The 23,823-nt window shown below is 31.3% G+C and carries 20 protein-coding genes; 12 read left to right on the forward strand and 8 right to left on the reverse strand.

Annotation, left to right across the window (positions count from 1 at the left end):
- Positions 1 to 612: 612 nt before the first annotated feature.
- From ACEW8E_RS03975 to folP, 6 genes are all read left to right on the forward strand, one after another.
- A complete protein-coding gene (locus tag ACEW8E_RS03975; protein WP_373479045.1) occupies positions 613 to 1,539 on the forward strand; it encodes a hypothetical protein in 927 nt (308 codons plus the stop codon).
- Positions 1,540 to 1,563: 24 nt separating this feature from the next.
- Positions 1,564 to 2,559, forward strand: a complete 996-nt coding sequence (locus tag ACEW8E_RS03980; RefSeq protein WP_373479046.1) for an aldo/keto reductase — start codon at positions 1,564 to 1,566, stop codon at positions 2,557 to 2,559.
- Between the two features lie 236 nt (positions 2,560 to 2,795).
- Complete coding sequence (gene thrC, locus ACEW8E_RS03985; RefSeq protein ID WP_373479047.1) at positions 2,796 to 4,100, forward strand: threonine synthase; 1,305 nt, start codon at positions 2,796 to 2,798, stop codon at positions 4,098 to 4,100.
- A 222-nt stretch (positions 4,101 to 4,322) separates the two neighbouring features.
- Entirely contained in the window at positions 4,323 to 4,598 is a 276-nt protein-coding gene (locus ACEW8E_RS03990; protein WP_373479048.1) for a MoaD/ThiS family protein, read from the forward strand.
- A 218-nt stretch (positions 4,599 to 4,816) separates the two neighbouring features.
- Positions 4,817 to 5,542, forward strand: a complete 726-nt coding sequence (gene tpiA, locus ACEW8E_RS03995) for a triose-phosphate isomerase (RefSeq protein ID WP_373479049.1) — start codon at positions 4,817 to 4,819, stop codon at positions 5,540 to 5,542.
- A 117-nt stretch (positions 5,543 to 5,659) separates the two neighbouring features.
- A complete protein-coding gene (gene folP, locus ACEW8E_RS04000; protein ID WP_373479050.1) occupies positions 5,660 to 6,505 on the forward strand; it encodes a dihydropteroate synthase in 846 nt (281 codons plus the stop codon).
- Between the two features lie 24 nt (positions 6,506 to 6,529).
- Here the strand turns inward: folP and cobS are convergent, their stop codons facing one another.
- Positions 6,530 to 7,288 (reverse strand): adenosylcobinamide-GDP ribazoletransferase, encoded by a 759-nt coding sequence (cobS, locus tag ACEW8E_RS04005; RefSeq protein ID WP_373479051.1) that lies wholly within the window; start codon positions 7,286 to 7,288, stop codon positions 6,530 to 6,532.
- A 452-nt stretch (positions 7,289 to 7,740) separates the two neighbouring features.
- Here cobS and ACEW8E_RS04010 point away from each other — a divergent pair, with 452 nt between their 5' ends.
- From ACEW8E_RS04010 to ACEW8E_RS04020, 3 genes are all read left to right on the forward strand, one after another.
- Positions 7,741 to 8,184, forward strand: a complete 444-nt coding sequence (locus ACEW8E_RS04010) for a hypothetical protein (RefSeq protein WP_373479052.1) — start codon at positions 7,741 to 7,743, stop codon at positions 8,182 to 8,184.
- Positions 8,185 to 8,301: 117 nt separating this feature from the next.
- Positions 8,302 to 9,399, forward strand: coding sequence for a tRNA guanosine(34) transglycosylase Tgt (gene tgt / locus ACEW8E_RS04015; RefSeq protein ID WP_373479053.1), 1,098 nt, complete (start codon positions 8,302 to 8,304; stop codon positions 9,397 to 9,399).
- 107 nt (positions 9,400 to 9,506) lie between these two features.
- On the forward strand, positions 9,507 to 9,677 hold the full coding sequence (locus ACEW8E_RS04020) for a hypothetical protein (RefSeq protein WP_373479054.1): 171 nt from the start codon (positions 9,507 to 9,509) through the stop codon (positions 9,675 to 9,677).
- 44 nt (positions 9,678 to 9,721) lie between these two features.
- On the opposite strand, the gene zds is transcribed toward ACEW8E_RS04020, so the two are convergent.
- The 3 genes from zds to ACEW8E_RS04035 form a co-directional block, all read right to left on the reverse strand.
- Positions 9,722 to 11,173 (reverse strand): 9,9'-di-cis-zeta-carotene desaturase, encoded by a 1,452-nt coding sequence (gene zds, locus ACEW8E_RS04025; RefSeq protein WP_373479055.1) that lies wholly within the window; start codon positions 11,171 to 11,173, stop codon positions 9,722 to 9,724.
- A gap of 198 nt (positions 11,174 to 11,371) precedes the next feature.
- Positions 11,372 to 11,944 carry a Uma2 family endonuclease gene (locus ACEW8E_RS04030; RefSeq protein WP_373479056.1) on the reverse strand — a complete coding sequence of 191 codons (573 nt, stop codon included), beginning with the start codon at positions 11,942 to 11,944 and terminating at the stop codon, positions 11,372 to 11,374.
- Positions 11,945 to 12,071: 127 nt separating this feature from the next.
- Positions 12,072 to 12,782 (reverse strand): PHP domain-containing protein, encoded by a 711-nt coding sequence (locus ACEW8E_RS04035; RefSeq protein WP_373479057.1) that lies wholly within the window; start codon positions 12,780 to 12,782, stop codon positions 12,072 to 12,074.
- A 167-nt stretch (positions 12,783 to 12,949) separates the two neighbouring features.
- On the opposite strand from ACEW8E_RS04035, the gene ACEW8E_RS04040 reads away from it, so the two are divergent.
- Positions 12,950 to 14,494 carry a glycosyltransferase family 39 protein gene (locus ACEW8E_RS04040; RefSeq protein ID WP_373479058.1) on the forward strand — a complete coding sequence of 515 codons (1,545 nt, stop codon included), beginning with the start codon at positions 12,950 to 12,952 and terminating at the stop codon, positions 14,492 to 14,494.
- On the opposite strand, the gene ACEW8E_RS04045 is transcribed toward ACEW8E_RS04040, so the two are convergent.
- The 4 genes from ACEW8E_RS04045 to ACEW8E_RS04060 all read right to left on the reverse strand — a co-directional run bounded on the left by ACEW8E_RS04045 (position 14,450) and on the right by ACEW8E_RS04060 (position 20,781).
- Positions 14,450 to 16,627 (reverse strand): glycosyltransferase, encoded by a 2,178-nt coding sequence (locus ACEW8E_RS04045; protein ID WP_373479059.1) that lies wholly within the window; start codon positions 16,625 to 16,627, stop codon positions 14,450 to 14,452. The genes ACEW8E_RS04040 and ACEW8E_RS04045 overlap by 45 nt on opposite strands.
- Positions 16,628 to 16,880: 253 nt before the next feature.
- Complete coding sequence (locus ACEW8E_RS04050) at positions 16,881 to 18,887, reverse strand: SpoIIE family protein phosphatase (RefSeq protein ID WP_373479060.1); 2,007 nt, start codon at positions 18,885 to 18,887, stop codon at positions 16,881 to 16,883.
- A gap of 184 nt (positions 18,888 to 19,071) precedes the next feature.
- Entirely contained in the window at positions 19,072 to 19,992 is a 921-nt protein-coding gene (cruF, locus tag ACEW8E_RS04055; protein ID WP_373479061.1) for a gamma-carotene 1'-hydroxylase CruF, read from the reverse strand.
- 318 nt (positions 19,993 to 20,310) lie between these two features.
- On the reverse strand, positions 20,311 to 20,781 hold the full coding sequence (locus ACEW8E_RS04060) for a DM13 domain-containing protein (RefSeq protein WP_373479062.1): 471 nt from the start codon (positions 20,779 to 20,781) through the stop codon (positions 20,311 to 20,313).
- Positions 20,782 to 21,060: 279 nt separating this feature from the next.
- Here ACEW8E_RS04060 and ACEW8E_RS04065 point away from each other — a divergent pair, with 279 nt between their 5' ends.
- Both ACEW8E_RS04065 and ACEW8E_RS04070 read left to right on the forward strand, forming a co-directional pair.
- Positions 21,061 to 22,248 carry a GNAT family N-acetyltransferase gene (locus ACEW8E_RS04065; RefSeq protein WP_373479063.1) on the forward strand — a complete coding sequence of 396 codons (1,188 nt, stop codon included), beginning with the start codon at positions 21,061 to 21,063 and terminating at the stop codon, positions 22,246 to 22,248.
- Between the two features lie 51 nt (positions 22,249 to 22,299).
- On the forward strand, positions 22,300 to 23,733 hold the full coding sequence (locus tag ACEW8E_RS04070; protein ID WP_373479064.1) for a GTP-binding protein: 1,434 nt from the start codon (positions 22,300 to 22,302) through the stop codon (positions 23,731 to 23,733).
- Positions 23,734 to 23,823: the final 90 nt, after the last annotated feature.

Here is a 23,823-nt window from a genome sequence, read left to right on the forward strand (position 1 = left end):
TGAAATTAGAGTTTGTAACTGTATAATACTACCCTGTTTTTTGAGCAAAAATGCCTAAAACTACGCACTTTTTTATTAACTTAACGATGCCCCAAGCCTTGATTTTAATAGCTTTCTGATTTATTCAGCAAACCCTAATTATCTAATGTTACGCAAAAATAGAATTAATTGTTGGTTTGAAGTGTCAGGTGTCGGGTGTCAGGTGTCGGGTTAAAGAATTGACAAGAAACATAAGTTTATTGATTTTCTTCTTTTTCTTGTAGAAGAATGAGGAAAGCGTTGCATTAACTTGCCTTTAGGATTCTAAACGTAATGTCGAAGTAAATCTTTTGACGGACGAATCACCTGAGTTCTTTTGTGTCTGAAACCTGAAACCTACTACCTGCAACCTGAAACCTAGTAAAAACATTTGAATTAGTGCGTAACTTCAGTTATTATTCATTATTAATTATTCATTATTTATTATTCATTATTTATTACTATTAAATAGTGCTAAAAAAAATATTATTAAAATTGTTATCGATAGTTTCAGTAAAAGATGTATAATAAAAACCCCTAGAGAAAATAGTACTAACAATGTACTAAAAAGATAGTAAAATTATAAACACAACTATGAGTCAATTAATCACAAAAAATGTAATAAATAGAAATACTGAAGAGGCGATCGCCATTTTATATAGTTGTGGAGAAGGAAGTAACGATGAACTATTTTGGGAAGATATAAAAGAACCATATAAATCAATTTTAGAAGAATGTTATTATGTCAATGAAGAAGGAAAATATAATCAATTAGAACAAATTACTAATAGTATAAAATATAATAGAATAAGCTATATAAAATTAGGAATTCAATTATATCAAGTCAAATATTATCGCTTATATAAAAATAGATATAAATCCTTCAAAGAGTATTGTGAGAAAGCAGTTCATTATCAAATATGGAGAGCAAATCAAGTAATAGATTCAGCTAGTATTGCTATTAAACTAATAAAAGCTGGGTTTAATATTATTCCCCAAAATGAAGCTCAAGCACGTTTATTAATCAAATTAAGTGAAGAAGAATTAGTCCAAAAATGGCAAGAAGTTTTAGATACTTATGAACCTCATAAAATTACTGCAAATCGTATTGAAATGATAATTTTTGGAGAACAAAACCTTAAAAAGGGTACTTTAAAATTACCTATTCAAGTAATAAGAGAAATAGAAGTAAAAGCTATCGAAAATGGAATGACAGCAGGAGATTTAATAACTAAAATTATTGCAGGAGAATTAATTATCAACAGTGATGGAAGTACTGAAACTAAATTTAAAGAAAGATTAGAAATCTTAGAAAATCCTAGTACTGAAATGCTTAATAATTGGGAGAAAGATCTAAATAAATTAGCTTTTCAAGAAAGGAATAAAGTGGATGATTTTGCTGAAGATTTAGCCGAAGAAGTAAAAAATACGGTAATAGATTTTAAAACAGTGATTAAAAAATGTTTTATTAAATTTTTCTTTGCTTCTAAATCTTTATCTATAATGAAAGTGATTAATTGATTTCCCTTTTTATTCCCAATACTTATGATTGAATCTAACATTAAGGTAGCAGACAATTTATTTCTATCGCCGATGGGATGCGGTACATGGGCATGGGGAAATCGTTTTCTCTGGAATTATGATCCTACTATGGATCGAGAATTAGAGCAAGTTTTTAACTTAAATGTTTCTCAAGGAGTGACATGGTTTGACACGGGAGACTCCTATGGTACAGGAAAACTAAAAGGACGTAGTGAAACACTTTTAGGCACATTTGCCCGAAAATATCAAGGAGATCATCAAAATGATATTACCATCGCTACCAAATTAGCAATATATCCTTGGCGTTTAACACCTCAATCCATGATTAACGCCTGTCAGAAATCTGCTGAAAGATTAGGTAAACCCGTTGATTTAGTTCAAATGCACTGGTCTCCTGCTAAATATCTTCCTTGGCAAGAAAAACCCTTATTAGAAGGTTTAGCCCAATTGTATCATCAAGGATTAGTTAAAGGAATAGGGTTATCTAATTATGGACCGAAAAACCTACAAAAAGCCTATGATTTTCTCCTCACAAAAGAAGTAAAAATTAGTACTTTGCAGATTCAATATTCTTTACTCTCGACTTATGGTCTAACAAAGCTAGAATTAAAACCATTATGCGATGAATTAGACGTAAAAATTATCGCTTATAGTCCTCTTACATTAGGTATTTTAACAGGTAAATATAGAAATTTAGATAATTTACCATCAGGGGCAAGAAAAAGTTTATTTAAGTCTTTATTACCAAAAATTAAACCTTTATTACAAGCGATAGATGTCATAGGCAAAAATAACGGTAAAACCATGGCACAAGTAGCCATAAATTGGTGTATTTGTCAAGGTACAATTCCCATTCCGGGCGCAAAAACTATCTTTCAAGCAAAAGAAAATATTGGCGCATTAGGTTGGCGTTTATCCTCGGCGGAGGTAATGGAATTAGAAACCATCGCTTTAGGTTTAGAGAAGCAAATGATTCAAAATATTTTTCAAACCACATAATATTTTACTTCCGATAAAACCTTGATTTTTAAACCTAACCTCATCATTATCATTATCATTATCATTATCATTCACACTTTTTCAGCAAAGCCTAAATAATTTTTAAGAGAAATAATCCAGACTAAAAAAGTCGGGTATATTTGACACTAATTTTGCTAACTGTTATACTTTTTACACAAGCAATCATTTAAAGATTATTTTCAGATTCATCATTATCGATCACAGGAGAAGATAAAATGACCCAAGCAATTGATCGCCCTAGCGCCAAATTTAAACCCACTTTCACTAAATTAGTCTCCAAAGAAGGAAGTGCAGAATATCCTCTCAAAGCCATTCATATTTGTGAAGAAACCTTTGCACCCTTAGAAGTAGCTTACGATTATGATGCTATTCGTGAACAAGTAAGCCGTGAAAGTATCGCCAAAGGACCAAATTCCATCTGGCGTTATAAAGCATTTTTACCCGTAGAAAGTGAAAATCCTATAGATGTAGGTACGGGCATGACTCCGTTGGTTAAATCAAATCGCTTGGCTCGTCGTTTAGGTCTGAAAAATCTTTATATTAAAAATGATGCTGTTAATATGCCTACCCTTAGTTTTAAGGATAGAGTAGTTTCTGTTGCCTTAACTCGTGCTAGAGAATTAGGTTTTACCACCGTTTCCTGTGCTAGTACGGGTAATCTTGCTAACTCTACAGCCGCCATTGCTGCCCATGCTGGTTTAGACTGTTGTGTTTTTATTCCTTCTGACTTAGAAGCAGGAAAAGTTTTAGGCACATTAATCTACAATCCCACAGTAATGGCCGTAAAAGGCAACTATGATCAAGTTAACCGCCTTTGCTGTGAAGTTGGTAATACCTACGGTTGGGGATTTGTTAACATTAACTTACGTCCTTACTACTCTGAAGGTTCAAAAACTTTAGGCTTTGAAGTTGCCGAACAATTAGGCTGGAAATTACCAGATCATATTGTCGCACCTTTAGCTTCTGGTTCTTTATTTACCAAAATTCATAAAGGTTTCCAAGAGTTCGTTAAAGTTGGTTTAGTGGATGATAAACCCGTACGTTTTAGTGGTGCGCAGGCGGAAGGTTGTTCTCCCATTGCTCAAGCATTTAAAGAAGGCAGAGATTTTGTTATTCCCGTTAAACCTAACACTATCGCTAAATCTATTGCTATTGGTAATCCAGCCGATGGAATGTATGCTTTAGAACTCGCTCGTAAGACTAACGGTAATATAGAATCCGTCACCGATGCGGAAATTATCGAAGGAATGAAACTTTTAGCAGAAACTGAAGGTATTTTTACCGAAACGGCAGGTGGTACAACCATTGCGGTGTTGAAAAAATTAGTAGAAGCAGGAAAAATTGATCCCGAAGAAACTACTGTAGTTTATATCACGGGTAACGGCTTGAAAACCCAAGAAGCAGTACAAGGATATATTAGTGAGCCTTTCTTGATTGAGCCTAAATTAGACAGTTTTGAACGGGCATTAGATCGCTCTCGTACCCTTGAACGTTTAGAATGGCAACAAGTTTCCGTTTAGTACTATGGGCATCGCCCACCATCATATATTAGACTTCTTGCAGAAGTGGAGTAATGAGTAATAGGTAATGAGTAATAAGTTAAGAAATTAACGTTTTCCATCCTAAAATAGATTTTACTTTTTATTTTGCAAGAGGTCTATTAAATAAAATCTCTCTGTTTACCCTTTGCTAGACAGAGGGAAATAAAATGATTATAAACTTTATTAAAATTGAATTAAATTATGGCTGTTAAAGTATTAATCCCTACTCCTTTACAAAAATTTACCAAAGAACAAGCTACCATCGAATGTGAAGCTACTAATGTTCAAGAATTAATCGACGTATTAGAAGCTAATTGCCCCGGTATTAAAGCTCGTTTATGTGATGAACAAGGCGCACCTCGTCGTTTCCTTAACTTCTATGTTAATAGCGAAGATATAAGGTTTTTAGACAATGTTTCGACGACTTTAACAGACGGTGATGAAGTTAGTATTGTACCTGCGGTGGCTGGAGGTTGATAACTCCGTAGGGGTGAATGGCATTCACCCTTAAAACGATATTCACTTTAAAGAATTTGATTCACTTTAAACAATTTTCAAAAAAAAATAAGCATTTACTAAAATAACCGATACATTATAAAATGTTAGTTTTGATACTTATGCTCGTTGAAATGTTATGAAGAAAATTTGAGCATAGCATAAGTAAATTAACTCAATAACAGAAATTAGGAGCAAAAGTGCGAAGAATTATTATTGCCGGTAACTGGAAAATGCACAAGACTCAAAGTGAGTCATTAGAATTTTTACAGGCTTTTTTACCCCATTTAGAAGATACCCCCGAAACCAGAGAAGTAGTTTTGTGTGTGCCTTTTACCAGTTTACATTTTATGTCGAAAAATTTGCATGGTAGTCGAGTTAAATTAGGGGCACAGAATATCCATTGGGCAGAACAAGGTGCATTTACTGGTGAAGTTTCAGGCGCTATGTTAACGGAAATTGGCATTAATTATGTTATTGTCGGTCATAGTGAACGTCGTCAATATTTTGGTGAAACTGATGAAACCGTCAATTCTCGTCTTTTAGCTGCTCAAAAACATGGTTTAACTCCGATTCTTTGTGTGGGAGAAAGTAAAGCACAACGGGATGCTGGTGAAACGGAAAATATTATTATCAATCAATTACAAAAAGGTTTAATAAACGTTGATCAACATAACCTTGTAATTGCTTATGAACCAATTTGGGCTATTGGCACTGGTGACACTTGCGAAGCTACAGAAGCAAACCGAGTTATTGGTATTATCCGCTCTCAATTAAGTAATAAAGATGTAACTATTCAGTATGGTGGCTCTGTTAATCCCAAAAATGTGGACGAAATTATGGCACAATCTGACATTGACGGTGCATTAGTCGGCGGTGCTAGTCTTGAAGCGAATAGCTTTGCCCGTTTAGTTAACTATCTATAAATTTTATCTCCAATTATATCCTGAGTTTAATCTAAAATTCACTTAGGTAATTATGGGGATTTTTTGCAAATTGTACTTGAATTTTATCTCTTAAAGTTAGAGCATTGATTAATCTCTATGGTAAGAATCTTAACCATTCGCAATCATCAATTTAATTGGGGTGATCGCACTTTTTTGATGGGGATTTTAAATGTAACTCCTGACAGTTTTAGTGACGGTGGACAATTTAATGGTATTGAGAAAGCTTTAAAACAGGCTCAGAAGATGATTTCTGACGGTGCTGATATAGTTGATATTGGTGGACAATCTACCCGCCCCAATGCGCAACAAATCACTTTAGAAGAAGAATTAGAAAGGGTTATTCCTGTTATCTCTGCTTTACGTCAACAATCAGATATTCCTATTTCTATTGATACCACTAGAGCTATAGTAGCGGAAAAAGCCGTAACCGTTGGTGCTGATATTGTTAATGATATTTCAGGAGGAACTTTTGATCAAGAAATGTTGCCTCTCGTCGCTAAATTGAATGTACCGATAATTTTAATGCACATTCGAGGTAATCCTGAAACTATGGCAAATTTTACGGATTATCAAGATTTAATCGGGGATATTAATCAGTTTTTTCAAGAAAGAATTAATCAAGCCATTACATGGGGTATTAAAAAAGAGCATATCATATTAGATCCGGGCATTGGTTTTGCTAAAAATTACCAACAAAATTTAGAGATATTAAGAAATATTAAAATAATTAAAAATTTAGGTTTTCCTGTGTTAATAGGCACATCTCGAAAAAGTTTTATTGGCACAATTTTGAAACAAGAAAATCCCTTAGAAAGAATTTGGGGTACGGCAGCTACTTGCGGTTATGCTATTACTCAGGGTGCTGATATTTTGAGGATTCATGATGTTAAAGAAATTTATGATATTGCTAAAGTTACCGATACATTGATAATGAATAATTAATAATGAATAATTAATAATGAATTTTTAATGATTAAGCACCGTTAAAGCACATAAAATTAAGGCTTCACTCCATTCTACTGTAGCTCCATAAGTATCTCCTGTATGTCCTCCTAGTTGCTTATAAAACCACCATCCGATGAATAGTGAGATAATAATACTCATCAGCAAAGTTAAGGTAATTAATGTTAATGATTGATTTAGCCAGAAATATTGAGTAATTATTAACATAATCATAAATAATGAGCTAAAAATAACATCTATAGGTAAATTTAGGTTTTCTTTTAAAAAAACTCCTTTTCCTTCTTTCCTTACATAAGGATATAGTGCGATAGCCATTAATTGCCCCCAACGGGCGTAACTAGCAGAAATAATTAGAGAAATCCAGAGATAGTGATTAATTTCACTGATACTAGCGATTTTTAAAGCAATAACCATAATTCCTGCCATTACACCAAAAGCACCACTATTACTATCCCGCATTACTTCTAATCTTTTTTCAGGATTTTGCACCGCTAAACCGTCAGCAGTATCCATTACTCCATCTAAATGTAAGCCTCCTGTTAAAAAAATCCAGCAACAAACCATTAAAACAGCTTTCGTAAGAGACGGAATATCTATTAAAGTAAAAAACTCGGCTATTAATCCTAGTAAACAACCTAAAAAAATACCAATATAAGGCAACCATCGAGCAATTTTGTTAAACTCTAGGGGAAAAAAATCAGAAACAGGAATAATCGTGTAAAAAACTATCGCCCCAAAAAAAGAAGAGATCAATTTTTTCATAATCAATTAACATATAGAAATAAACCTAAACAAAATAGAAATTTTAGGTTAAGATTGTGTCGTAGCAAACAATAAAAATTCATTTAATCTGAGATTTGCTACTAACATGAAAATAGATTTTGGCTTGTTTGTCAAAAATTTAACTTTTTTTCAATCTCAACATCACAATTTAGTTGTCGAAGATTGAATTAATCTTTCATAAAGTTGATTTTATATTAGTTGCTAATGTTGTAATAATATATATATCACTTAATAACTGATAACTAATTATTCTTTGAATTAATGGTTAATTCAGTTAAATATTGTATGTTTTTCTACTTTAGCCCACAATGCTAAACTCAAACAAAAAAGTTAATATTAATGTACTGAAAAAAAGTCAGATTTATGTTAATATTTTCAACTTATCATCAAATTAATTAGTAAGTAAGAGCGAAAAAAAAGGGTTATTTATTATGAGTCATCAACGGAATTATTATCACTTACCAGCACCTTGTATTATTGAGTCGGGAATTTTAGTTAACAAAGAAGATATTAAACGCCTAATCAACGATTTAACTCAAGTACGTTATATACACAGTCTTGATGGAGTAATACAAAATCAAGGACAAGGTTGGATTTTAGAAGTTTTCAACGATTCAACTCAGGCTACTGTAGTAATCAATAACAGTCTCTACATCAATATTCAAAGTTTTGATTATCTACAACTTAATCAAGTATCTCCTCAAGAAACCTATTTTGATTTAGTACAAGACAATCGTAAGTTAACTTTAATTCCTCTGGTTACATCTTGTCAAGAACAACAATCTCAAAAAAATCTGGAGTTTGATAATTTAGAAGAAATGTTAGGAGAAGTACTTTCGGCTAAATGGGATGTACAATTAGACGAAGATTTCTAAACTCTTAAAATTAAAAATTAAATCTTCCGCAATAAAAAAGAATAGATAACAATGTATAGTAGATGATGGATAATTTTTTTAATTGTTCATTATTAATTTTTAATTGTTCATTGTTTAGTGTCTTTTTCTTATTCTTTAATTGCATCTTGTTCTCATACTAAAGCACGGGCTGGAGTTTTTTCTACTCCCCACGGTGATGTGGAAACTCCTAAATTTATGCCTGTGGGTACTGTAGGTACTGTCAAAGGTATTACTCCTGCACAACTCAGGGAAGTTAATGCACAAATGATTTTAGGTAATACTTATCATTTGCATATCCAACCGGGTGAGGAGATTATTGCTAAGGCTGGGGGGTTACATAATTTTGTCGGTTGGGAAAAACCCATGTTAACTGATTCTGGCGGTTTTCAAGTTTTTAGTTTAGCTAAATTACGACAAATTACCGATGATGGTGTTAAATTTCGCTCCCCGAAAGACGGTAGAATTATTAATATGACACCAGAAAACTCCATCAGAATTCAAAATGCTTTAGGTGCGGATGTTATTATGGCTTTCGATGAGTGCCCTCCTGCCACCGCTACACGAGATGAGGTTGTTATTGCTGTTGAACGTACTTACAAATGGTTGCAACGGTGTATAAATGCCCATGAAAAGCCAGATAAACAATCATTATTCGGTATTGTGCAAGGAGGAATTTATGCTGACTTACGCACTCAATGTGCACAAGATTTAGTTAGTTTAGATTTACCCGGTTATGCCATCGGCGGTGTTAGTGTGGGAGAAAAACCCGAATTAATCCATCAAATTATACAATGGACTACTCCTCTTTTACCTGTCAATAAACCTCGCTATCTCATGGGTGTTGGCACTTATAGAGAAATGGTTATAGCTATCGCTTCTGGCATTGATTTATTTGATTGTGTTATCCCTACTCGTTTAGGGCGACATGGTGCCGCATTAGTGCAAGGTAAGCGGATTAACTTGAAAAATGCTCCTTATAAAGAAGATTTTACCCCTTTAGATCCTCAATGTAGCTGTTATACTTGTCAAAATTTTACCCGTGCTTATCTTAACCATTTATTGCGCTCAGGAGAAATGTTAGGTTTTATTTTGTTATCTATTCATAATTTACACGAGTTAATTAATTTCACTAATAAAATTCGTCAAGCTATTCTCAATGATACTTTTATGACAGAATTTGGACATTGGCTATAATCAACTATTTTTCTTGTTTGATTTTCCATTAATGTTAATTAATGTTAAGATGTTAACAAAATTTAATAAAACCAGATAATTACTGTTTAATTAGGAGTTTCTCAACTATGACTCAACCTCAACCCACCAAAACCCCCAATATTGAAGAACCAAAATTCGGCTTTAACAATTATGCTGAAAAATTAAATGGTAGAGCGGCAATGATTGGCTTTATTATTACTTTATCTATTGAATATTTTACTGGACAAGGTTTATTAACTTGGTTAGGTTTACAATAAACTCTTTTATTGTCTTATTTATTACTTATTACCTATTATTTATTTTAAGCGATCGCCAGTACTTTTGTATTAGATTGTAATATTGCTTGGGCGGCTTGTTTTCCTGAAATAGTTGCACCTTCCATACTATCAATATAGTCTTGTTGAGTGTAACTACCAGCTAGGAAAAAGTTAGCAATGGAAGTTTTTTGTGATGGGCGATAAACATCCATACCCGGTGCTTCCCGATATAAAGATTGAGCTAGTTTAACCACACTATACCATGTCATATTCAAATCCCGAGAAGAAGGAAATAAATTATGTACTTGTTTTAAGACGTGGTTGGCGATATTTTCGTTACTTTCTTTGATAAAAGGATCACCCGGAGTTAAAACTAATTGTAACAAAGAACCTTCTCCTTGTCGATAATAATTAGAAGGGCTAGATAAAGCTAAATCCGAAAAACAGGAAAAGTCTGCATCGCTAGTATAAAGTAAATTATCAATACCTTCTGCTTTTTCTAACTGTTTGCGTTTTTTCTCACTATGTAATTCCGTTACCCAACCATCAAAACGTAGTTGAACTGTGGCAACTGGTACAGCAGTTAATTTATAAATATTATCAAACTCTGACCATTTACGCCAACCTTCGGGGATAACTTTTTGAATACCGGGTATATCACAGGCACAAACATAAGCATCTGCGGTAACTAATTCTTCTGTGTCACCGTTAGCAATCATTAAACCCGTGACGAGGGTTTTTTCTCCTTCTTGATATTTAATTTCTCTAACTTGACGACGGGTATGAATTTTAACCCCTTTAGATTCTAAATAATTAACTATGGGTTTATGTAAATATTCATGAGGTGAGCCTTCTAGCATTCGTAGTACAGACGCTTCAGTTTTTGCAGCAAAGAATTGAAAAATTGTCAACATACAACGAGCTGAAATATTCTCAGTGTCAATGAAGCCTAAAGCGTAGGCAATGGGATTCCACATTTTATCGAGACTACCTTGATTTCCTCCGTGTTTACGAAACCAGTCAGCAAAACTAATGCCATCTAAGTCACGAATATTGCGCATAGCCCCCTCAAAATCCACTAAACCCCTTACAATAGGACTTGTACCTAAGGCTAAAGAATTGGCAATTTTATCGAGGGTAGATAATTGAGAGGTAGTAAAAAAAGCCTTTAAGCCGTTAAATGGTGCACCTGTAATGAAGCGAAAATCTAACTCCCCGACTCTACCGCCTTCGTTGATAAAGGTATGAGTATGTTGTTTTAATAGTAAACTATCCATCGCACCTACTTTTTTCATTAAAGCAAATAAATTATAATAGCAACCGAAGAAAACGTGTAACCCCATTTCGATATGATTACCGTCATTATCAACCCAACTGCCTACTTTTCCGCCGACAAAAGGGCGAGATTCAAATATTTCTACTTCACAACCAGCTTCAACTAAGTCAATAGCTGTAGCTAAACCTGCTAATCCTGCACCTACAATGGCAACTCGCATTTTTTTCTAATGTTTCTTAACTTTTCTTTACATTCTTCATTATAAAGTTAATGTTGCTTTCTTTTACTGTTAGCTATCAGTCGTCAGCTTTTTAGTATAGTTAAAATTAGTTTTAAAAATAGTTGATAAGTAATTACTAATAAAGGTTTTCGTTTTTATCACCAACCCCTATTAATTGTCTTTTCTGTATTAATTTTTTTACCAAATTGATTCCATGTCAAGATTAAATTCCTCTAAAATATTTTCTCCTGATACATTATGAGGATTCACTAAAATTTCTACTTTTTGATTAATTCTATAAACTTCTACTTGTCTAGTTTTTCTATTAATTAACCATCCTAATTTTGTCCCATTTTCGAGATATTCTTTCATCTTATTTTGGGTATCAATTAAATTATCAGTAGGGGATAATAATTCTATTAAAAAATCAGGAGATAAAGGCAAAAATTTCTGTTTTTCTTGAGTGCTTAAATTATCCCATTTTTCAAGAGGTATCCAAGACGCATCAGGTGAGCGATTACTGCCTGATGGTAACTTATACCCTGTGGAGGAATCAAACACTTTACCTAATTGTTTTTCTCTATTCCATGCTTGTAATTGATAACAAATATCTGCATTTCTATTACCTGTTTCTCCTCCCGTTGGCGACATAATTATTAAATCTCCTTGACTGTTTCTTTCAAATCTATAATCTCGATTATTTACACATAATTTGAAAAATTGCTCATCAGTTAAATCAACGGAAGATAAATCAATAGTTAAGTTATTCATCTTTTTTTATCCTCTATAATCACTAACTATTTATCAGAATAATTGATATATATTTAACTCTAATTTTTTATACTTTTCAATATTTAAAGTATTTTTTTTGTTAATTTAGATATTAATAAATATCAACTTATAGACGCACTAAAATATTATTACCATGGGTATCTGTACCACAAGTTGTGTATAAATTATACTTTTCTGCCATTTTTTTCACCATCATAGTTTGCTTTTCGCTGGGTTGCCATGGATGAGGATTACTATAGGCATAATAAGTTTCTACTCCATCAATACCTAATTCCATAGCTTCGGGGATTAATTCTAATGCACTACGACGGTATCTAGCAGGATGTGCTAACACCACTAATCCTCCAGCTTCATGAAGATTTCTGATGACATTTTTGGCAAGGGCATCTTTTCCGTTAGGTTGTTCTCCTGTAAAATATTTATGTAAAATATCCGCTTCAGGATTGAAACCATAACCTAATATATGAACATTTGTACCGTTTAATTCAGAGGTGATTTCAATACCAGTCCATAAATGAGGTAGCATCACATTAGAGGTAAGATTATATTTTTCTTTTAACCAATTTTTCGCACGATAATAACCTTTTACGCTATGATGATCCGTGATAGCAAATCCTTTTAATCCAATGGATAATCCTTGTTCAACTATAGATTCGGGTGTTAACTGTCCATCAGAACAATTTGTATGTAGATGAAAGTTATAATCTAAAGGACAACTAAAAAAGTCTATATTCTCCCATATTGAAGCTAATTTTACTGTATCTTGTTCCTTATTTTTATCACATAAGAAAAAATTTTTTTTTGTTTTTAGCAACATATTTTGCTCAACTATTGCGAATTGTTAAGTTAAATGTAACAAAAATTCGTGGTTGTTGACGACTTAATTTTTAAAATCATGACAATATTTCTTATTGCTATAATATTAATTCCTCATATAAGTGAAAATACTTACGTCACATTTTTTTATTCTCTTCCTATAATCTGATGACAAATACTTTGCGATCGCTTCGTCAGTTTTGGTTAATAATAGTAGTTATTATTGTTATCGTAATCGGTATTTTTTTTCGAGTAACAAATATAGATAAAAAAATTTATTGGCATGATGAGGTTTATACTTCTTTAAGGGTTGCTGGTTATCAAAGTAATGAAGTAACAGATACTTTTTTTAACGGTAAAATTATTACGACACAAGAGTTATTAAAATTTCAAAAATTATCCCTAAATACTCCTTTTTCGCAAACAATAAAATCTCTTAATACCCATCCAGAACACCCTCCACTTTACTATATTATCTTAAGATTGTGGCAAAATATTTTTGGTAGTTCAATTATTATTAATCGCAGCTTATCCATAATTTTTAGTTTGCTAGTTTTTCCAGCTATTTATTGGTTATCTAGGGAATTATTTAATGATAAGTTTGTGAGTTTTCTTACCGTTAGTTTAGTAGCAATTTCGCCTTTTCAAATATTATATGCACAAGAAGCAAGAGAATATAGTTTATGGATGTTAACTATTATTTTATCTAGTTTATTTTTTGTCAAAAGTATTAAATTTAATAAAGGTATTCATTGGATTAGTTATAGTTTGAGTTTATCTTTAACTTTTTATACCTCGATTCTATCGATATTTTTGCCCTTTGTAAATATTATCTATATTTTGCTTATGAGGAAAAACTTAAGTAAAAATAAACTAATAAATTTCGTTAAATATACTATTATCAGTTTTCTTTTATTTATTCCTTGGGTTATTATTATGTTAATTAATTTTAACGTACTTAAAGATACAACTCAATGGACAAAGATAGAAAAACCACTAATATTTTTAGCTAATTTATGGGGATTACATTTTACTAGCTTATTTGCTGATATGGGCTTACCATTATATCATTGGTTAAGCTATATTTTTATTATTTTAGTTTTAATTATCATAGGATATAGTTTCTTTTTTTTGATAAGAAATACAGAGAAAAATATTTGGTTATATTTATTATTATTAACAGTTATTCCCACTTTAGGTTTAATTTTACCAGATTTAATTTTTGGTGGTGTTAAATCAAGTATGACAAGATATTTTATTCCTGCTTATATAGCAATTTATCTTACTATTGGTTATTTTTTAGGTATTAAAATTCAAAAAAAATCTCTAAGATGGTCAATAATATTAATAGTTATTTTTACTACTGGTATTATTTCTAATATAATTAGTGCAAATAGTGAAACTTGGTGGAATAAACCTTCTAGTTATCATAATCCTGCCATTGCAAAAATCATTAATCAAGCTGAAAATGTCTTACTAATTACTGATAATTTTGATATTAATGAAGGTAATATTATCTCTATTAGTCATAAATTAAAACCTGATATAAAATTACAATTATTTCAGAAAGAAACGCCTATTAAAATCCATAAAGAATTTAACAAAATTTATGTATTTAATCCTTCATCTGAATTTCTCACTAAAATAGAAACCGCTTATAAAGGGGAGTTAACTTCCGTGTATCCTCTCCTTTATCAACTTACTTTTAATTAATTTTAACGGTGTAATAAATAAAGATTGAATTAATAGTAAAAATGATATTAATTCTCTAGGAGTTTGTTGGTAATTCCATCTATTAGGAGGGCAAAAAATCATTATTATTAGTTGTCGATATTGTGATAAGTTAATATCTTTAAATATAATCTTAATATTTTTATTGTTACTATAATTTTTGACAGTTTTAAATTCTAATAATAATCCTTCTTTTATAAATTCTATTTTGCCTTCTGGAGGAATTATTTGTAAGGAATTAAGGCTAATTTCTGCACCAATTTCACATATATTATCCGTCAAACCTTCCCAAATATATTCATTAGTTATTATTCTAATTTTTTTTCTCATTTTCAACCATTGATAACCATCTAATTTTGGTATATCTAACATAACGATGATAGATAGTAATAAAATAATTAAATTATATACATTCCAAAAAATAAAAATCGTTAAACCAAAAGAGTTATTTTCACTCATTATAAATTTTTTTCCTAAATAAAATAACGTCATTAAATTAATAACAAGAATAAAAATTAATGGGGAAGCTAAATTCCAATTAAAATAATAATTATCATTTTTAATGCCTTTTGGAGTCACTTTAAAAATAGAAAGAAAAGGATTAAGTAAAGTTTGGAAAATTTCTACAGATATAGGAATAGCAGTAACTACATTATAAATGTCAGCAAGTAAAGCAGAGCGGCTGTTAAAATTTAACCAAGAAAATGTTAATAATTGTACAAAATAAAAAGGCAAAAAGAAAGATATTGTTTCTTCAAAACTAGATTTGATAGGAGAGATTTGAAAAAAAATATATATTAAAGGTAATAACAATAATATAAGTCTTAATGGACTAATAAACCATTGAAAAATACCTTCTAAATGAGCTAATTTTTGCCACCATTTTAAACCTTTAAGTTTCAGGGGATTTTCAGCAATAAATAATGTTTGAATTGTACCTCTTGCCCATCTTTTACGCTGTCTAATATGCCCAAAAATATTTTCTGCCGATAAACCAGCGCTCAAACTTTCTTTTAAATAGATAACTTGATAATTTTCTGATGCTAATTTGATTCCTGTATGATAATCTTCACTGAGAGAATTAATCACAAAACCCCCTATTTTTTCTAAAGATTGTCTTCTAACCACAAAAGAGCTACCATAACATAAAGCAGTATTTATACTATCTCTAACTAATTGATAATAGCGAGAAAAAATTTCTACTTCCGTCGGTATTTTATCATCTAAACCTAAATTTCTGGCAATAGGATCATGGGAATAAAAACTCTGATAAGTTTGTAATAAGCCGATTTTTATGTCTTGAAAAAAACCCACTGTTCGTGTTAAAAAGTTAGTAGTAGGTATAAAATCAGCGTCAAAAACAACAATTAATTCTCCATTAGTTTGACTCAAGGCATGGTTTAAATTTCCAGCTTTAGCATGAATAGAATTTTCTCGACTAATATAATAGCATTTTAATTGCTCACATAATTGTCTAATTTCTTCTCTATTTCCATCATCTAAAAGATATATTTTTTTATAGTTATATTCTATAGCTTGACAACCAACAATTGTTCTTTTTATTACTTCTAAAGGCTCGTTATAACTAGGGATTAAAATATCAACTGTAGGGTGATAAATTCCTTGTTTTACTACCTCTGACATTGTATCAGCTTGAGATTTTCTATGCTTAATATTTAACATTAAAATACTTTGCCAAAATGGACTAATAATAAATGCTAATTCTATTAAAAATATCCCAAGACTAAAGATAGTATTGACGGGATTAGTTAAATTTAATGTACTTTGCCAACGCCATAAAAAATAACGAATCATCAGAAATAAGGAGGTAAAAATTATTATTATTCTTGACCATTTTTTTTGTTTTGGTGATAGGATTAAAGTAAACTGGATCACTAGAATACTTATTATTAAAGGTAAAAATAAAGTAATCGAAAATTGAACATTAGAAAAATTTAACCATGAAAAGAAGTTTTTTTGTTGTAAAGATAAGAAATGAAAAAATGAAAAAATAGTTTCTTGTGCGTTAATCCATCCAAAAAAAATAGCGATTAAACTACTTATTAAAAGAAAAATAATTATAGTAGTGGAGTAAAATCGAGATTGAAGGTGCATAGTTAACAATTTTAATAGGATAAATACTTATAATTATTAATGATATAAATGAATAAATATCAAGAAACATCTGAGAAAAAATTAATATTTCTAACTAATAACTATAACACTTACTATCTTTAATTGTTAAGGTATCCTTCAATATTTTTTTTATACACAACTTTATTTTAAGAAAAAAAAAAGTATTTTAAGACATATCTAAAATAGAGGTAATTTTATCCTTATTTCTCTTTTCAACTAATAATTTATTGTTTTAATGGAGAGTAATTTTAAGAATAGATAAATCATCATCAAAATTACTAGATTTATTGATACTATGAACATGATCAATGATATTTTGTAAATTAGATTCCTGATTTTTATTAACTTGTAAAAGTAAATCAGTAAAATTATTTAAACCCCAAATTTCTCCATTTTCTTCGACAATTTCATAAATACCATCACTAAATATATATAAAATACTATCTGCTTGAACTTCATAAACATTTTGACTAAAATCTATATCCTCAATCATTCCAATCGGCATATTAGGAGTAGATAACTTGTGACATTGCCAACCATTACTTAAAGGAGAAATTAAAATTGCGGGAGGATGTCCTGCTGAAGCATAAACTAATTCACGAGTATCTTTATTATAAACGCCATACCAAATAGTAAAATAGTTAACTCTATCATTATCCATTTGAAAGAGTCGATTTAATTCTGTCAGAATAGTCCAAGGTTGATAAGGATCTGTATTGTATAAAGAATTGTTGCGTACTAAATTTAAAATAGATACGGATAATAAAGCCGAATGAATACCATGTCCTGCTACATCTAGTAAATAAATAACTACATTTTCCTCATCTAACCAATAATAATCAAAAATATCACCCCCTAATTTTGCCGAAGGAATGAATTTTTGTTCTACAATTAACTCTTGTTCATCAGGGGAGGGTAATAATGAGAGAATATACTCTGAAGCAATATTTAATTCCGATTGTAATAATAAATTTCTTTGTTTTAACTCTTCTTCCGCTTGTTTGCGTTTAATAAATTGTCCAATTTGATTCCCCATAGTAGCAATATTTTCTAACAAAGTCCCATCATTTTGCTGGTTTTGACGGGAAAAGAAACACATTACTCCTAAATGTTCGTCTCCATGATTAATAGGAAAAGAAAACACCTGTTTTAACTCTATTTTACTTTTGACTTTAGAAGAAAGCAATTTATTTTTATCTAAGTAATCTCCTGAAGTTTTAAACTGCCAATTTTCCCACTCAATGGTATTAACAGTTTTTCGTCTTTGATTGTGGAATTTTTCTGATTCTGGACAGTTTTGATACCATGAAGCATGAAAATCAGTTAAGTTTGTTCCTAAATCATAACTCCAATATTCTCCTAATTCCCAAGCCAAATTTTTACCAATTACCTCTAAAACTCCGTTAACCCCTTGATCTACCCCCTCGGATTGTCCTAATATTTTAATAACATCCCGTTCAATATTTTGATATTGTTCTATTCTTTTACGTTCAGTAATATCATTTAAAGTACCTGAAATTCCTTTTATTTTGCCATCTTTCCAAATTAAAGAAGTAAAAATTTCCATCCAACCAATATCGCCATTATTTTTGAGATACCTAACTTGGGAATAATATTTAAGACACTTATTTTCTTGAAAACTTTTTTCATAAACGGGTATATCATCAGGATAAATGTATTCAGTAAAATTATGTCCTATACTCTCTTCAGGAGATAAACCTGTTAACTCTTTCCATGCGGGGTTTAAAAATGTTAATTTTCCTGTTATGTCTGTATAAAAAATTACCTCTCTAAGATTCTCCACTAAAGTTCGATATTTTTCCTCACTTTCTCGTAAGGCTTTTTCTGCTTTTTTTGCCTCTAGTAAATAATTAATTCGACGACGTAATACCGCAGGATTAATGGGTTTAGTAAAAAAATCTGTAGCGCCAACTTCATAAGCCTTATTCACAGAAATTCTATCATCTAAACCTGTAATCATCAATATTATTGTATCTTGAGATTCAGGTAACTTTTTTAATTCTCTACAACAGTCAAAACCATCCATCACGGGCATTAAGCCATCTAAAAGTACTATATCCGGGTGCAATTTTTTATAAGCGGTTAAACATTCTTCACCATTTTCTACTCCTATAATCTCGTATTTGTCACTTCTGAGCATTAAAGTCAGAGATTTTCTACTAATAGATTCGTCATCGGCTATAAGAATTAAGGTTTTTTTTTCCTGAATATTTAACATTGATTTTGATGATGGAATTTTGCCGTTTCCACAATATTAAGGGTTAAAAAGACAAAATAAGTTTAATTTATATTTTCCCTTAAAAATGTATTTGTTTCTATCTTACGGTGGTTTGATTTTTACTTTTTATATAACTCGATTAATGACGTTTTAGTATCAAAAACCGAGTTAAATATTTTAGAAGTTATAGTTGTGATACAGAAGCTAAGGCTTCCGTTGCGGTGTTATTCTGTGAATCATCAGGTTGATTGGCTAACCATAAAAATACGGTTAAAGGTACAATTCCTAATAAAATTCCCAGAAAAATAGGGATATAAAAACCAGCGCCAATACTCATAATCATCGCAAATCCAAAATTACCGATATAAACTCCTGCTGGAATAGTTAAAGAAACTTTCTCAAAATCAAGGGGTTTTATACGCCAAAATATCGTTGCTACGGTCATAAATACTACTCCTGTACCAAACCAACCGACAAAATTTTGATAAGGCATTCCAAAAAATTCTCCAGGTTGATCCCATAGCCAAAATGGTACATTTGTTTGGCTCATGGCTGGATCTAATACAAAATCCCATGATGTTAATAATAATGCACCAAAGACGATAGCGCCTAAATCTTTTAACCAAGAATTAATTACTAACCTATTTAAACCTACTCTAGTAATCAGATAACTACTAAAACCGAGGTAAAACCAAGATAAAGGAATGGTAAAAGGTACTAAACCAGATATTTTATATCCTAAACCCGAAAGATAATGATATGAACCGAAGGGAAAACCAGTACTTGTACCTAATAATTCGCTACCTAGAGAAATTCCTAAGGCTGGAATCATGAAAGTTAACCAGTGAAATGTCCCTAATTGACGATAAGCATAAATTGCTACTGTTGCCCATCCTAAGATCATATATACCACACCGCCCCCCATCATGGACCAACGAAACGCACTTTGTCCAATTTCTGGTAAACTCGCAATAAATTCAGGATGAGGTAAAACTAACAATAAACCTGCTAAACCGAATATCATCGCAATAATATGACTGATTAAAAAATAACCTTCTTTTTCTCTTAAAATCTCTTTAAACAAGGGTTTTGCCTCCTCTAGCATTGCACTTTTTTAACATGAAAACTACCAATATTGGTAAAATTAAATTTATTCTTCATATTTTACAAACATTTATTAAGTTTTATGAAGAATTTTATCTCATCAAGCAACAACTGAGGAATTAAAAAAGAGAAATTAGAGAAAAAAATAATCGGTTTTGCTCAAAAAGTATGAGTTATGAGGAGGTGTTAGGTAAAATATTTGAAAATCAATATTTGTCTATATTTTCAGCAAAGTTTTCTAATGCAAAAAAAATCAGGAAAATAAAAAGAAATGAGAATCTTTCTACTTTCCTAATAAATAATGGAAATTGATTGAAAATTAAAGAGTAGCAAAGGCAAAAGTTACGTTAAATTCACGACACCAAATGCCTACAGATTTAAACTCATTAATATTGACATGATCTGGAATAAGATAACGTTGTCCACCTTGAAAACTTTTTAACATTGCTACATTAAAATATTCATTTTGTTTCGGATTAACTCCAATTTGACCGTTTCTGTGTAAGATTACTTGTACATCAGGACCTTTCGCTGTGCTAAAATTTGAACTTAATTCTAAATAGCGTTTGCCATTTTCTGTGATAATTTTTACTTCTCCTGTCGTTTGTTTTTCTTGTTTAACGGTGATAAATTTTCCTGTTTTGATGGGATTTTGAGCTACCATTACAGATATATCTGCTTGAACTGGTTTTACCGATAAAAATAAATTAGTTGTCATGGCATAACTACCTGCAACAATAATTAAGGGAATAGTAGAAACCTTTAGACTTTTTAAGTGATTGAATTTCATATTTTGTGATGGTGAAATGAATTAATTTTCTTAACTATTATTTTCACTATCTTGTCTGAAAAAAATCTTGATATTCTCTGAGTAAATAATCATTAGTTAATCATTACTCTGAGGAAAACATACAACTGAGGTTAACAATTTCTCAGTTAAGCTAAAATGAAAATAATAATTTATCCTTTTTCTACTTAATAATTTTCTTTCATTAGTCATTATCCTCTCACCATGAAGCCCTAAGCAATATTTAAAAGTCTTTTTTAAAACCTGATACCTTTAATAAATATGATGAATACCTCAACTTTACCCAAATCCTCCCTTAAAATTCGTGGAATACAATATCGAGACTTAAATGCCATCGCCTCTTTATTACAACAACGTTTATCTGTTGAATATAATTCTCGTCAGGAAATTTTACTCAAAAAAATCGAGCAATATCAAAGTTTTTACGGATTACTACAACTATCCAAATTATTTCCCTTCAGTTTTACCAATGATTTTTATCTATATGTAGCCCAAAAAGATGAGCAAATTTTAGGTTTTATACAAGTTGCACCCTTTAATAATACTCGAAGCACATGGAAAGTTGAGCAAGTTTTAATTAATTACAACACTTCTATTAGTCATTTACTTATCGGTAATCGTAGTATTGGCTCACAACTATTACGACATTGTTTTGAAAAAATTTGGGAAGCTAGAACATGGATACTAGAGGTTAATATTAACGAAAAAAACACCCTCGGATTATATCGAGAAAATGGTTTTCAACCTCTCGCACAAATTACCTATTGGCATTGTCAACCTGAAATATTAGAAAAACTAGCACAACAAGAACCTAATTTACCAAATTTATTGCCTGTTAGTAATGCTGATGCCAAATTACTTTATCAGTTAGATTGTGTTTCTATGCCACCTATGCTACGACAAATATTCGATCGCCATCTCGATGATTTCAAAACGAATTTGTGGAGTTTTCTCAGTGAAAAAATTTACGAATGGTTAAATCACATAGAAGAAATTAGTGCGTATGTATTTGAACCTCAAAGAAAAGCGGCTATAGGATATTTTAAACTAGCTTTATCTAAAGATGGCAGTAAACCCCATGAAGCAATTTTAACAGTACATCCTGCTTATACATGGCTTTATCCTAAATTATTAAGTCAAATGGCAACCCTAATTAAAACCTTTCCTTCACAATCTCTGGGAGTTTCTTCCTCCGACTATCAACCTGAAAGAGAAGAATATTTGGAAAAATTAGGCGCACAAAGAGTTGATCAAAATTTATTAATGTCTCGTTCTGTGTGGCATAAACTTAGAGAAGCAAAACCCTTAGAATCCCTTAGCTTACCTGAAGTTTTAAACGGCTTAAAACCAGCACAAACTCCCATCCCTACCCATTGGGCAAAATCTTGGTTAGAAAAGACATCTAATACACAGTCTCATTCTTCAGAATCTCCTACGGATAAAACCTAATATCTGATAGCTAATAAATGTAAAACGAAAGTTATTTACTTTGGATAAATTATGACACAATGGCAATGGCAGGAAGAAGACTGGGAAAATACTATCCTCGATTTTGCCAATTTACAAGGAGAAATTAACTATAAACAAGCGCAAGAATCTCTACAAAATTTATTACTTAATCTTGATCTAAAAGAAGAAGAAAAACAAGGTTTAGAAAAAGATATTGCTCATTTAACACAAATGTTGCAAAAATTAGAAGATTCCATCATTCAAATTGCCGCTTTTGGCATGGTTGGCAGAGGAAAATCTAGTGTTTTAAATGCTTTAATTGGACAAGAAATTTTTGTGACAGGACCTTTACATGGTGTAACTCGTGAAACAGATCAAACTAATTGGCATCTAAGTCGAGAAAATATCGGTGATACCGAGCAAAAAGTGCAAAGATTGGTTAAAGCGGTGGAAAATGTGCAAATTCAATTAATTGATACTCCGGGTATTGACGAAATTGATGGAGAAACAAGAGAAAAATTAGCCCATCAAATAGCTACTCAAGTTGATTTGATTTTGTTTGTTATTGCCGGAGATATTACAAGGGTTGAGTATCAGGCTTTATGTCAGTTAAGGGAAGTGGGTAAACCCATGTTATTAGTTTTTAATAAAATTGATCAATATCCTGATGTTGATCGTCAAGAAATTTATTCTACCATTAGAGATGTTAGGGTAAGGGAATTATTATCCGCCGATGAAATAGTCATGGTGGCGGCTTCTCCTTTAGTAGCGATGAAGTTAAAAGATAACAAAATTATTCGTCAACGGGGAAAACCTCAAATTCAGGATTTACAACTCAAGATTTTAGAGATTCTTCATCAAGAAGGAAAATCTTTAGTCGCTTTAAATACCATGTTATTTACGGGAGAAATTAACGAAAAATTAGTACAACAAAAAATTACTTGGAGAGAAAAAGAAGCTGAAAAAATCATCCAAGAAACAGTCATGACGAAAGCGACAGCCATTGCCTTAAATCCCGTAACGGCGTTAGATTTGTTTACTGGGGCAATTATTGATGTAGCGATGATTTTAACCCTCTCTCACGTTTATGGTATCTCTATGACTCAGCAAAGTGCCGTAAAACTCTTACAAAAAATTGCCTTCAGTTTAGGAGGTATTACTGCTAGTGATATTATAGTAACCTTTGGTTTAAGCTCCTTAAAAGGCTTATTAGGTTTGGCGACTCCTGTTACTGGTGGTTTAAGTGTTGCTCCTTATATTTCCGTTGCCATTACTCAAGGCGCATTAGCAGGGGTATCTACTTATGCCATCGGTCAAGTTACAAAAGTTTATCTTATTAATGGTGCATCTTGGGGTGAAAAAGGCCCTTTAGCAGTGGTGGAAAACATTATTAATTCCTTAGATGAAACATCTATTTTAAATCGCATCAAAGGAGAATTAAAAGCTAAATTAAAAAACAGAGGAGTTAGGAGTAGTAATGAGTAATGAGTAATGAGTAATGAGTAATTAATTTCTAATTCTTTTTCTCAATGTTTTTAAATCACACTGAAAATTGAATTTTTACATTAGAATATA

Source organism: Geminocystis sp. (genome assembly GCF_041753295.1).
Taxonomy (GTDB): Bacteria; Cyanobacteriota; Cyanobacteriia; order Cyanobacteriales; family Cyanobacteriaceae; genus Geminocystis.